At 68.6% G+C, this 12888-nt stretch carries 9 protein-coding genes and 1 riboswitch; of the genes, 2 read left to right on the plus strand and 7 right to left on the minus strand.

Translation table 11 applies throughout. The annotated features are described in order from the left end of the window. Positions 1-9: 9 nt before the first annotated feature. The 3 genes from nrdR to QTH86_RS03115 form a co-directional block, all read right to left on the minus strand. Positions 10-453, minus strand: coding sequence for a transcriptional regulator NrdR (gene nrdR / locus QTH86_RS03105; RefSeq protein WP_286646122.1), 444 nt, complete (start codon positions 451-453; stop codon positions 10-12). 21 nt (positions 454-474) lie between these two features. Further along, complete coding sequence (gene glyA, locus QTH86_RS03110; RefSeq protein ID WP_286646121.1) at positions 475-1719, minus strand: serine hydroxymethyltransferase; 1245 nt, start codon at positions 1717-1719, stop codon at positions 475-477. Between the two features lie 42 nt (positions 1720-1761). Continuing rightward, positions 1762-1889: riboswitch (ZMP/ZTP riboswitch) on the minus strand. 44 nt (positions 1890-1933) lie between these two features. Then, entirely contained in the window at positions 1934-2785 is an 852-nt protein-coding gene (locus QTH86_RS03115; protein ID WP_286646120.1) for a lytic transglycosylase domain-containing protein, read from the minus strand. 635 nt (positions 2786-3420) lie between these two features. Here QTH86_RS03115 and QTH86_RS03120 point away from each other — a divergent pair. Both QTH86_RS03120 and QTH86_RS03125 read left to right on the plus strand, forming a co-directional pair. Further along, the gene (locus QTH86_RS03120) at positions 3421-7209 is read left to right on the plus strand and encodes a DUF748 domain-containing protein (protein ID WP_286646119.1); all 3789 of its coding nucleotides are present in this window, start codon (positions 3421-3423) and stop codon (positions 7207-7209) included. A gap of 98 nt (positions 7210-7307) precedes the next feature. Continuing rightward, a complete protein-coding gene (locus tag QTH86_RS03125; protein ID WP_286646118.1) occupies positions 7308-10142 on the plus strand; it encodes a DUF349 domain-containing protein in 2835 nt (944 codons plus the stop codon). 66 nt (positions 10143-10208) lie between these two features. Here the strand turns inward: QTH86_RS03125 and QTH86_RS03130 are convergent, their stop codons facing one another. The 4 genes from QTH86_RS03130 to QTH86_RS03145 are packed head-to-tail and all read right to left on the minus strand — an operon-like array spanning position 10209 to position 12882. Further along, positions 10209-11000 (minus strand): M90 family metallopeptidase, encoded by a 792-nt coding sequence (locus QTH86_RS03130; RefSeq protein WP_286646117.1) that lies wholly within the window; start codon positions 10998-11000, stop codon positions 10209-10211. An 8-nt stretch (positions 11001-11008) separates the two neighbouring features. After that, on the minus strand, positions 11009-11779 hold the full coding sequence (locus tag QTH86_RS03135) for a UDP-2,3-diacylglucosamine diphosphatase (protein ID WP_444813784.1): 771 nt from the start codon (positions 11777-11779) through the stop codon (positions 11009-11011). A 24-nt stretch (positions 11780-11803) separates the two neighbouring features. Continuing rightward, positions 11804-12316 carry a peptidylprolyl isomerase gene (locus tag QTH86_RS03140; protein ID WP_286646115.1) on the minus strand — a complete coding sequence of 171 codons (513 nt, stop codon included), beginning with the start codon at positions 12314-12316 and terminating at the stop codon, positions 11804-11806. Positions 12317-12330: 14 nt separating this feature from the next. Continuing rightward, positions 12331-12882, minus strand: a complete 552-nt coding sequence (locus QTH86_RS03145) for a peptidylprolyl isomerase (RefSeq protein ID WP_444813785.1) — start codon at positions 12880-12882, stop codon at positions 12331-12333. Positions 12883-12888: the final 6 nt, after the last annotated feature.

Raw genomic sequence — 12888 nt, forward strand, 5'->3', positions numbered from 1 at the left:
GGATCAAGCTCAAATGTCCCGCAGCAGCTGCCGAAACTCGTCCACATCCTCGAAGCTGCGGTACACCGAGGCGAAGCGCACGTAGGCGACCTTGTCCAGCTTCTTGAGTTCGCGCATGACGAGTTCGCCGACCTTGGTCGACTCGATCTCCCGCAGACCACTGGACAGCAGCTTCTGCTCGATGCGAAAGAGGGCGCCGTCGATCAGCTCGATGCTGACCGGCCGCTTGCGCAGGGCCAGCATCATCGATGCGCGGACCTTGGTCGAGTCGAAGTCGGCGCGGCTCCCGTCCTTCTTCACCACCACCGGAAAGTTGACGTCCGGTCGTTCGTAGGTCGTGAAGCGCTTTTCGCAGTCGCCGCACTGGCGGCGGCGACGGACGAAGTCGCCATCTTCCGAGACGCGGGTCTCGACGACCTGCGTCTCGGCATGACCGCAGAACGGGCACTTCATGCGGTCAGACCTTCTTCGTGCTCAGCGGTAGACCGGGAAGCGGCTGGTCAGCGCATGCACCTTGGCACGCACGGCCTCGATGTTCGCCGCATCGCGCGGGTTGTCGAGCACGTCGGCCACCAGGTGGGCGGTGGCGCGGGCTTCCTCGTCCTTGAAGCCCCGGGTGGTCAGGGCCGGCGTGCCGATGCGCACGCCGCTGGTGACCATCGGCTTCTCAGGATCGTTGGGAATCGCGTTCTTGTTGATGGTCATGTGGGCGCTGCCCAGCACGGCCTCGGCTTCCTTGCCGGTGATGCCCTTGGAACGCAGGTCGACCAGCATGACGTGGCTTTCGGTGCGGCCACTCACGATGCGCAGGCCACGCGCCGTCAGCGTCTCGGCGACGATCTGCGCGTTCTTCACGACCTGCTGCTGATACGCCTTGAACTCGGGCGCCATCGCTTCCTTGAAGGCCACGGCCTTGGCGGCGATCACGTGCATCAACGGGCCGCCCTGCAGGCCGGGGAAGATGGCGCTGTTGATCGCCTTCTCGTGCTGCGACTTCATCAGGATGATGCCGCCGCGCGGGCCGCGCAGGCTCTTGTGGGTGGTCGAGGTCACGACGTCGGCGTACGGCACCGGGTTCGGGTACACGCCCGCGGCCACCAGGCCGGCGTAATGGGCGATGTCGACCATGAAGATCGCGCCGACGTCCTTGGCTACCTTGGCGAAGCGCTCGAAGTCGATGCGCAGCGAGTAGGCCGAGGCCCCCGCGATGATCAGCTTGGGCATCGATTCGTGCGCCTTGCGCTCCATCGCGTCGTAGTCGATGGCTTCGTTCGCGTCCAGGCCGTAGCTCACCACGTTGAACCACTTGCCGCTCATGTTCAGCGGCATGCCGTGGGTCAAATGGCCGCCTTCGGCCAGGCTCATGCCCATGATGGTGTCGCCGGGCTTCAGGAAGGCGAGCATGACGGCTTCGTTGGCCGAGGCGCCGCAATGCGGCTGCACGTTGGCGGCGTCGGCACCGAAGATCTGCTTGATGCGGTCGATCGCCAGTTGCTCGGCAATGTCGACGAACTCGCAACCGCCGTAATAGCGCTTGCCCGGGTAGCCTTCGGCGTATTTGTTGGTGAGCTGCGAGCCCTGGGCGGCCATGACGGCCGGCGAGGCGTAGTTCTCGCTCGCGATCAGCTCGATGTGGTGTTCCTGGCGGGCATTCTCGGCCTGGATAGCAGCCCAGATTTCGGGGTCGGTCTGTTCGACCAGGATGTCGCGGTGGTACATGGCAGTCCTTTGAAGACGGTGGTCCTTGTTCTTCAATCAAACAAGGGCTGCCCAGGCGAACGGCTGATCGCCCGGCGGTTGCCGGGCGGTACGCTTCCCAGTGGTAGTCCACGTCAGCGCTGTCGGCCCTGTGGGGGGCGCGGCGCCTATCGCCAGTCGCGTACCTCGCGAGTGTAGCCGAGGGGCGATGCCCTCGGCCGGCGGCGAGGATCGATCAGGAGTCCGCGAGCAGCGCCACCTTTTCCGGGGGCGTCACGGCTGTCCCGTCCGGCTTGGCCGGCGCAACCACCTGCACGGGCTGGCTCTGCGGTGCCTGTGCACGCAGCGCCGGCGGGGCGACCGGCGGTGCCTTGCCGCCCGCGACCTGAACCAGGCGCGCGTGTTCGGCCATCACCTTGGCGGCGTAGCCGCCGTCGTCGTCGAGGTTCGCGGCGCCCACGTAGTAGCGCAGACCGGCTTCGAGCGAGCCGGCGCGGGCGATGCATTCCTGCAGCACCTTGACGCCCACGCGCATATTGGTGACAGGGTCGAAGGCCGTGAGCGTGCCGCCCGCGCTTTCGTACTTGTCCTCGTGGATACGCGTCATGACCTGCATCAGGCCCTGGGCGCCCACATGGCTCTGGGCGAAGGGGTTGAAGCTCGACTCCACCGCCATGATCGCGAGGATCAGCGTCGGGTCGAGCTTGGTGCGCTTGCCGAGTTCATAAGCTTCCGCCACCAGAACGCTCAGGGGCTCCGCGGCCACCCGGTACTTCTTGCTGAGCCAGTAAGCCACGGCAGCTTGCTGCTTAGGCAGGTCGAGCGGGCTCGCGGCCGTCGTGCGGTCGATGGCGGTGGGCGTCAGCGCCGTGGCTTCGGGCGCAGGCTTGCGCGATTCGAGCCAGGTGGCGAGTTGCGCTTCACCGGTGGCACGCAGGTCCGGGCGTGCGGCCAAGGCCAGCACGACGAACACCGTGGCAAGCCCGAGCAGGGCGAAGCCGTTGTGCGTGATTTCAAAAAAGCCGTCGACCACATCGGAACCGAATGTCCGTAGCCCGCGGGCTGTGGTCTCCAACGTCTTGTTCATCGCTCTTCCTTTCTGTGCGGCGTCTGAAGATCACGCCGGAGGGCGAGAGGTCGGACGACAGCGCTTGGATTGGTACGTACCAGGTCAGCGCGAGAAGGAGGGGCGCTGACAACATGGTGAGGCCGAAAGTATTCGGCGGCGGATCGGGACGGCCCGGGGGGAGAGGTAGTGAGAACCGGGCGAGGCGGATTCTAGGAGCGGCCAAATACACGGTCAAGCATAAGGATGTTCTTCCATATGCTATGTAGGTTGAAGCCGCCGATTGCTTTTCTGATAGCCAGATGGGCATCTTGATTGTCAATCTGTGTTGCCGCAGCGGGTCGAAAAGCCTAATCTGAGGGCGTCCGATCTGATCGGGCATGTACCGAAGTCCAGCGGTTCGAGAAGCGATTCGAGAACCCCGCGGCGGAGGCCAACGGCGGCAATCTCTTGCTGCCAGCACGGGCGGAACGATTCACTTCCACTCGAGCGAAAGATGGCAAGGGCCTCGTGCCCGCCATCGAGCCCGGCGGCAAGACTTCAGGTCGAACCGCCGGGCTTTCTCGTTTTTGCGCCCGTCGCGGCAAACTTCTCGATGCGCAGCCTTCGCTCGGAAGCAGGGCTTCGACCCCCTCCATTTGCGGCACACTCGCCCGATGGATGTCGCATCGTTGAAGAAGAACAAGTGGTTGCGTCGCGGAGGCGTCGCGCTGGGGGTGTTGTTGGTCCTCTGGGTTCTGGCCTGGCTGGCCGTGCCGCCCCTGGCGAAGAGCCAGCTGCAGAAGATCGCCACGGAGAAACTCGGCCGCCAGGTCACGGTCGGTGCCGTCGACTTCAAGCCGTGGTCGCTCGAACTGGCACTGACCGATCTGCGCATCGCTGCAGCGGACGGCGGCCAGCCCCAACTGGCCATCCGCCGGCTGTACGCCGATGCGGAGCTGCAATCCTTGCTTCGCCTGGCACCGGTGATCGACGCGGTGAGCGTCGAAGGCCCGGCCGTCCGCCTGACGCATCTGGCCGACGGCAGGTACGACATCGACGACGTCCTGGCCAAGCTCGCGAGCCCGCCGGATGCGCCCAAGTCCGACCCCGCGCGTTTTGCGGTCTACAACATCAGCGTGACCGATGGATCGGTGGATTTCGACGACCAGACGGTCGGCCGCAAGCACGCGCTGCGCGATCTGGTGCTGAAGGTGCCCTTCCTCAGCAACCTGGAATCGAAGCGCGAGGTCACGACCGAGCCCAAGCTGGCCTTCACGCTCAATGGCAGCGCCTTCGACTCGGCCGCCTTCACCACGCCGTTCGCCGACAACCGCAAGACCGATGCGCAACTGCGCTTCAAGGGCCTCGACCTTGCGCCGTACCTGGGCTACATCCCGGCCGGCCTGCCGGTCCAGGTCAAGGCCGGCCTGCTGGACGCCGACCTCAAGATCGACTTCGAACAGGCCGCCGTGGCGGGCCTGAAGATCACCGGCACGGTCGAAGCGCACCAGGCCAGGCTGGCGGATACGAAGGGACGCGACCTGCTCGGCTTCGACGCCCTGAAGGTCGCACTGGTCGACGTGCGGCCGCTCGACGGCGTGATTCATCTGGGTGAGGTGGCGCTCGCGGCGCCGCAGCTCGTCGTGGCGCGTGATGCGGGGGGGCAGTTGAACCTGCTGGCCACCGATCCGGCCACGGGCGCGACACAGAAGGTCGCTGCGCCCAAGGCGCCGGCCAGTGCGGCGGTGGCTCCGGCAGAGAAAAAGCCGATGCAGATCACGGTGGACAAGGTCGTGCTGAACGGTGGCCGCATCGGCTGGCGCGACGAGACCACCGCACCGGCCGCGGCGGTCGATGTGTCGGAACTCGCCATCGAGGCGAACGGCATCACCTGGCCGACGGCGAAGCCGGCGCGGTTCAGCGGGTCGACCCGGGTGGCCGGTGCCGGACTCAAGTTCCAGGGCGAAGCGACCGACAAGGTCGCCAGCGTGCAGGCGGAGGTCGACGCGCTGCCGCTGTCGCTCGCAGCACCCTACCTCGCGCAGAGCCTGGAACCGACGCTGGACGGCAAGCTCAGCGGACAGATCGAGGTGTCCTGGAACGCGCCCGACCTCAAGTTCAAGGCGCGCCGCCTGTCGGCCGACGGCTTGGCACTCACCCAGGGCAAGACGGCCCTGGCGAGCGTCGGCCGCTTCGAACTGGTCGATGCCGAGGCCGACATGACGCAGCACACGCTGGCCATCGCCTCGTTCACCGCGACGAACCCCAAGGTCCGCATCGAGCGCGACAACGAGAAGCGCTGGATGTTCGAGCGCTGGCTCCGGGCGCCGTCCGGCGCGTCGGACCAGGCCGCGGCCAAGGTCGCCGCACCCAAGTCCGCCGAGGCTGCGGCGCCCGCGTCGACGGCCGCGGGCACGAACACCAAACCCTGGCGCCTGAGCGTCGCCTCGCTGGTGGTGGACGGCGGCACGGTGTCCTATGCCGACAAGGCCAGCGGCACGCCGGTTGCGGTCGAGGTCACCGCGCTCAAGCTCAACGCGCAGAAGATCACACCCGACACCGCGACCGTGTCGCCGGTCCAGTTGTCGGGCCGCATCGCCGCCGGCCGCGCCGAGCCGGGCAAGTTCGACTACAAGGGCCAGGTCGTGCTCAAGCCCTTGTCGGCCGAGGGACGGCTCGAGGTGGCCGCCTTCCCGGCGCATGCCTTCAAGGCCTATTACGGCGACGCGCTCAACATCGACATCCGTCGCGCCTTCGCCAGCTACCGCGGCACGGTCCGCTACGAGACGCTGCCGGCAGGCATGGGTCTGAAGCTGGCCGGCGACACCGCCGTCGAAGATTTCCGCGCCAACAGTGCGTCGCTCACCCAGTCCGAATCGCCGGGCCTGGAGCGCGCCAACAACCAGTTGCTGAGCTGGAAGGCGCTCAGCCTCCGGGGCCTGCAGGTCGCCATGGTGCCGCGTGCGCCGCTGACGGTCGATGTGCGCGAAACCACGCTGACCGACTTCTTTGCGCGGGTCATTGTCGACCCGACGGGTCGGCTCAACCTGCAGAACCTCACCAAGAAGTCGCAGCAGGAGGCGGACGCGGCGGCGGCTGCGGCGCCCGAGGCCAACACGCGGCGCAACCTGGGCGGCAGCACCACGACGACGGCCAAGGCACCGGCGTCGGGCACCCCCACGGTCCCCGCCGAGGCCATGGTCGGTGGAGCGCCGACATCCACGCGCCCCGCGCCAACGGTCACAGCAGCCACTGGTGACGCAGGCGGCCCGGCGCCCGTGATCCGCTTCGGCCCGATGAGTCTGGTCAACGGCAAGATCGACTTCACCGACCTGTTCGTCAAGCCGAACTATTCGGCCGACCTGAGTGCGCTGACCGGCAAGCTCAGCGCCTTCGCGTCGGACAAGCCCGAAATGGCGGACCTCGAACTGCGGGGCAAGGCGCAGCAGACGGCGGCGCTCGATATCTCGGGCAAGATCAATCCGCTCGCCAAGCCGCTCGAACTCGACATCACGGCCAAGATGCGCGACCTCGACCTGGCGCCGCTCACGCCGTACGCGGTGCGCTACGCCGGCCATGGCATCGAGCGCGGCAAGCTGAGCATGGACGTCAACTACAAGATCTCCGCCGAAGGCCGCCTGGCGGCGACGAACAAGCTGGTGCTCAACCAGCTGCAGTTCGGCGAGGAGGTGCAGGGCGCCCCCAACAGCCTGCCGGTGAAGCTCGCGGTGGCCCTGCTGGCCGACCGCAACGGGGTGATCGATATCGACCTGCCCATCAGCGGCTCGCTCAACGACCCGCAGTTCAGCATCGGTTCGCTGATCTTCAGGGCCATCGGTACCCTCATCGTCAAGGCCGTGACCTCGCCCTTCAGCCTGCTGACGGGCGGTTTCGGCGGTGGCGGCCCGGGTGAGGCGAGTGCGATCGCCTTCGATGCCGGCAGCGCCACGCTGACGGCGGGCGCCAAGGAAAGCCTCGACAAGGTGGCCAAGGCGCTGACCGACCGTCCGGCCCTGCAACTGACCGTGGTGGGCACCGCCAGCCTCGAGAAGGAAGGGGAGGCCGCCAAGCGCCAGCGCTTGCGCCAGTTGCTGCTGTCCGAAAAGCGCCGGACGGCCGCGCGTGCCGGTCAGAACGCGGCCGACGTGACCTCGGTCACCGACGCCGAGTACCCGGAACTGCTCACCGCCGTCTACAAGCGCGCCGACATCACCAAGCCGCGCAACCTGATCGGCCTGGCCAAGGACCTGCCGCAGAAGGAGATGGAAGACCTGCTGCTGGCGACCCTGACCGTCAACGACGAGGCCATTCGCCAGCTGGCCGTGGAGCGCGGCGCGGTGGTGCGCGACTACCTCCTGGGCAAGCAGTTGCCGAGCGAGCGACTCTTCCTCGGCGCGGTCCGCACGAACCCCTCCGGCAACGATTGGAAACCTGGCGCTGAACTGAATCTGGCGACCCGTTGAACGGAACACGCGCCGGTCGGTGAAAATGGCGGGGTGCGCCGGCTTTCTGCCGGCGCCTTCGCTTTTCTCCTCTTTCCTCCGACAACGACCTGCGCGCAGTGACCTCTACCTCTTCCAAGCACCAAGACCTTCAGTCTCTCGACACGCTCACGGGCGGCGCGTTCACCGCCCCCACGTCCGGCGAACGGGCGCAGCGCATCCGCGAGTGGCTCGCGGCGAATCCGTCGCCCGACCAGATGCAGGAGGTGTTCAAGGAGCTCAGCGGCCGTGACAAGGGCGCCGCGCGCCTGCTGCGCGAGAAGCTCGACGAGATCAAGCGCGCCAAGGGCCAGGAGGCGATCGCCGCCGAATGGGCACAGAAGGCCGAAGCTCTGCTGGCGCAGTCCAAACTCAACATCGCCGACGCGCTCGCCTGGCAGCGCGACGCCGCCAAGGCCGGTGCGCCGTTGTCGCGCGAGCCGCTGGCCGGCTTCAAGGTGCAGCTGGCCGAACGCGTGAAGGGGATCGAGGACCTGCAGCACCGCGCGCAGGTCCAGCGCGAGGCCGCCGTGCTTCTGGCGCAGCGCTTCGAGGTGCTGTCGACCAAGGGCTGGCGCGATGCGCAGGCGGCTGAAGAAGGCCTGCGTGCCGACGTGACGCATTGGCAGCAGCAGGCCACCGAGCTGACCGCCGACGCCAACTGGAACAGCCTGGACGCCAAGTTCGCCCCGCAGATCGACGCCTCCAAGGCCCAGCTGCTGGTTGTGTCCGACGCTTTCCACGGCGCGCTGGCGCAGGCTATCGCCGCCGCAGCCGATACCGCGGCACCGCTGCCGCCGGTGCCTGTCTGGGCCGACGAATTGCGCGCGGCCCGCGGCCTGCCGACCGAAGCCGCCGCTGCGGCGCCCGCCAAACCGGCCGGCCCGAAGATCGACCCCGAGAAGCGCGCGGCCGCCCAGGCCGCGGTCGAGGTCGCGCTGGCGAAGCTGGAACAGGAAACCGCCGAGGGCCACGGCAAGGCCAGCGCCGGCGCAGCCGCCGCGCTGCGCGCGGTGCTCAAGGAGCACGGCAAGCAGGTCGATGCGGCGCTCGAGGCCCGGGTGCACGCTGCGCTGGTCGCCGCGGGCGAACTCGAAGGCTGGCAGCGCTGGAGCGCCGACAAGGTGCGCGAAGACCTCGTCGCCAAGGCCGAAGGCCTGCTCAAGCGCCCGGAAGGCCAGGCGCTCGGCGGCCGCAAGATCCAGGAATCGCTGCGCACGCTGCGCGAGCAATGGAAGAAGGCCGACCAGGGTGGGGTGCCCAACCACGCGCTCTGGAAGCGCTTCGACGAGGCCTGCAACGAGGCTCACAAGGTGGTCGAAGCCTGGCTCGACAAGGTACGTGCCGACGCGGCCGAGCATCGCGCCCATCGTGTGGCGTTGATCGAGGAGGTGAAGGCCTGGGCCGAAGCGCACGCCAGCGCGTCCGACCTGAAGGCGCACAACCGCGCGCTGCACCAGTTCGCCGACCGCTGGCGCGACGGCGGCCATGTCGGAGAGAAAGTCTTCGCCGAGTTGCAGCCGCTGTGGAATGCAGCCTTCGGCGCCGCCCGTGCGCCGCTCGAAACAGCGCAGGCCGCCAGCATCGAGCGTCGCCAGGCCATGATCGCGGAGGCCACCGATCTGGGCGCGCAGCCGATGCTGCGCATCGACGCCGTCAAGGCGCTGCAGCAGCGCTGGCAGGCCGAGGCCCAGAGTGTGCCGCTCGACCGCCGCCAGGAACAGAAGCTGTGGGATGCGTTCCGCGCCCCGATCGACGAAGCCTTCAACCGCAAGACGGCCGAGCGCGAAAAGGCCTCCACGGCGATGAGCGAGCATGACCGGAACGTGCTGGAGGCGTCCAAGGCGCTCGATGCAGCGAACGCCTCCGGTGACGTGCAGAAGATCCGTGCGGCGGTGGCACAGCTCGAGGCCGCGCTGCGCGGCGAGGCGCCGGCGCGCCCGGCGCCCGCGCCTGTACCTGCTCCGGTCACGTCCGGAAGCGACGGTCCGGCCGTCGGTGCGACCGAGATCGTCGCGCCTGGCCAGGCCGCCGCCGAGTTCGGCGAAGGCGCCTCGGTGCAACCGGTGCCGGGCGAAACCGAAGCGCCGCCGCCCGTGGCGGCGCCCGAACCGGACGAGGCAGGCCAGATCGCCGCGCCGGCGCCGTCGGGCGACCTGATCGCACCGGTCGGCAGCGCCGACTTCTCCGCCCGCGCCGACGAAGGCGACAACGCTGCGGCCGCCACGCCGGCCGCGCCGCCCAAGGCTGCGCCGAAGCCGGTGGTGGCCGCGCGCCGCGGCGACGACCGTCCGGGCAGCCGCAAGGCGGAGCCGGCAGGCCCGGCCGGCCGCTTCGGCGATCGCCGCGACAGCCGCAGCGGCCCCGGTGGGCGCCCGAACGATCGTGGCCCGCGGGCTGGCGGCCCGGGTGGCGACCGCTTCGGCGACCGTCCGCCGCGTTTCGAAGACCGCGGTCCCCGTCTGGGCGACACGGCCTTCCGTGCCCAGCGCGAAGCGCTCGAGCGCGCCGACCTGGCGCTGCGCAAGCTGGCGGCCCAGGCCCACGGCGAAGCGCTCACGCACCTGCTGGGTGCCTGGGAGAAGCGTGACGCCTCCGAACTGCCGAGCGTGCAGGAACTCGGTCGGGCCGTGACGCCCGCGGTGCGCACGACATGGACACAGGCGGTGGCCAAGCCGCCGTCCGGCGACGCGGGCGAAGCCCTGCTGCGCCTGGAGATGGCGGCCGAGGTGCCGACGCCGGCCGACCAGATCGACGCGCGTCGTGCACTGCAGCTCAAGCTGCTGACCAAGCGTGGCGACCCGGCGCCGGCGCAGACCTGGGGCGAGGATGCGGGCAAGGTGCTGGCCTCGGCGCACGACGCGGCCACCGCGCGCCGTCTGCAGAACGCGCTGAAGGCCCTGCTGCGCAAGTAAGCGCCGCAGGCTGAGAGCCTGAGGAGAATGGGCCGCGTTGCCGAAGGGCGCGCGGCCTTTTGTCTTTCAGCGGGTCGGGGGGGTGAAGAAGGCGTCGAACAGCGCCAGCAGCGGTGGGAATTCCTCGCCGAAGCGCGTGCGGTTCACGAAGTACGCCTCGCACGCCACCGCGAAGAACTCGCTGATCGAATCGGCCCCGTAGGGGTCGAGCCAGGGCGGCTCGCCGCCGAAGCGTTCGGCCACGATCGTCTGCTCACGGAAGACGTCGAAGGCCGGCTGGATCACCGCGCGCCACGCGGCATGCGCGTCGCGCGCGCTGGCGTGGCCGCCGAAGCCGGGCGGCAGTGTCGGGCAGCCGTCGGCGGCGCCGTCGCGCATGTCGATCTTGTGCGCGAACTCGTGGATCACGACGTTGTAGCCCTCGGCCGCCGTCAGGCTGCTGGCGAGCACGTCCTGCCAGCTCAGCATGACCGGGCCGCGGTCCATCGCCTCGCCGGCGACCACCTCGTCGTATTCATGGACCACACCCGTCTCGTCCATGGTCTTGCGTCGCGCGACCACTTCGGACGAATGCACCACGATGCCGACGAAGTCACCGTACCAGTCGAGCCCGCCGGGCAGGTGCAGCACGGGCAGCACGGCTTGCGCCGCGACGGCCAGCGCCACCTCGTCGGTGATGGCGAAGCCGTGCGCGCCGTGGAATTCCTTGTCGCGCAGGAAGTCGGCTGCCAGGGCGCGCAGCCGTTGGACATCTGCCGCCGGTCGCTCGGCCAGGAACGGATAGCGGGTCAGCGTGGCCTGCCAGGCGGCATCGGGAATCGCGGGGGCGGCGCGCAGGCCGCGGAGCCACTTGAACATCCCGGCCCTCAGCGGACGTCAACGCGCCGCGCTTCCGAGGCCGACACGCACAGCACCTGCGCGCGCGGCGGGTGCGCGGCGGCATCCCAATCGCTCAGCACGATGCGGCGCAGCCCGTCGCCCAGCGCATGCTCGGCGGGTCGGTGGGTGTGGCCGTGGACCAGCGTGTGCGCGTTGGCTCGCTCCAGCCAATCGCGGGCCGCATCGGCGTCGACATCGGCCCAGACCATGCCGGGCGTGGACTTGCGCTGTTCACTTTGGGTGCGCATCGACCGCGCGAGCGCGCGCCGCTCGTCCAGCGGTCGGGCCAGAAAGGCTTGCTGCCACGCCGGCGTGCGCACTTGCGCGCGGAATTGCAGGTAGTCGGTATCGGCCAGGCACAGCAGATCACCATGGCTCAGCAGCCAGCGCTTTCCGTGCAGCACCAGCACGGTGGGGTCTTCGAGCAGTGTGAGGCCGCAACGTTCAGCAAAATCCGGCCCGACGAGAAAGTCGCGGTTGCCGTGCATGAAGAAGATCGGCCGCCGCAGCGATGCGGCGCGCAGCAGGTCGGCGCATTGCGCCTCGAAGCCGGGGAGGGCAGCGGCATCGTCGCCGACCCAGACCTCGAACAGGTCGCCGAGGATGAAGAGCGCGTCGGCCGGCGTGGTCTGGAGGTAGCCGCGCCAGGCGTCGAAGGTTGCCGGCTCGCTGGCCTGCAGGTGCAGGTCGGAGAGCAGGTCGACCGTGTGCCACGCGGCCGGCGCCACGAGTTCGGCGAAGGCCTGCTCGGTCACCATGCTCATGCCGCGTGACGCCCGGGCTTACTCGACCGTGACGGTGGCCTTCTCGATGATCACGTCTTCCATCGGCACGTCGTCGTGGAAGCCCTTGCGGCCGGTCTTGACGGCCTTGATCTTGTCGACCACCTCGGTGCCGGCGATCACCTTGCCGAACACGGCATAGCCCCAGCCCTGCGCCGACGGCGCCGTGTGGTTCAGGAAGCCGTTGTCGGCGATGTTGATGAAGAACTGGGCCGTGGCCGAGTGCGGTGCGCTGGTGCGGGCCATCGCCACCGTGTACTTGTCGTTCTTCAGGCCGTTGTTGGCCTCGTTCTCGATCTCGGCGCCGGTGGGCTTCTGCGTCATGCCGGGCTCGAAGCCGCCGCCTTGCACCATGAAGCCCGGGATCACGCGGTGGAACACCGTGTTGTCGTAGTGGCCGCTCTTCACGTAGCCGATGAAGTTCTCGACCGACTTCGGCGCCTTGGCGCGGTCCAGTTCGAGGGTGATGGTGCCCTGGTCCTTGATGACGAGTTCGACTTGGGGGTTGCTCATGGATGGCTCCTGGGTTACTTCGCCACGACGGTGGCGGACTGGATGGTGATGGTGTCGAGCGGCACGTTCTGCATGCCGCTCTTGTTGCCGGTCTGGACGGCGCGGATCTTGTCGACCACTTCGCTGCCCGCGACGACCTTGCCGAACACGGTGTAGCCGTAGCCGTCCGGGTTGGGGGCGTCGAGCATCGTGTTGTCCTTCACGTTGATGAAGAACTGCGATGTTGCCGAATTCGGGTCACCGGTGCGCGCCATGGCGATCGTGTACTTGGCGTTCTTGAGGCCATTCGAGGCCTCCAGCGGCACCGGTGCGCGCGTCGGCTTTTGGCGCATGTCGGCGGTGAAGCCACCGCCCTGGATCATGAAGCCGTCGATGACGCGGTGGAACACCGTGCCGTCGTAGTGCTTGTCCTGGACGTACTGGAGGAAGTTCGCGACGGTCTTCGGCGCCTTCTCGGGCGCCAGCTCGACGACGATGTCGCCGGCCGACGTGGCCAGCTTCACGCGCGGTGCCGCGCCTTGTGCCCAGGCGCTGGTGCCCAGGGCGAGCGTGGTGGCCAGGACCAGCGCCGT

The organism is Variovorax sp. J2L1-78 (assembly GCF_030317205.1).
GTDB classification, from domain to species: domain Bacteria; phylum Pseudomonadota; class Gammaproteobacteria; order Burkholderiales; family Burkholderiaceae_C; genus Variovorax; species Variovorax arabinosiphilus.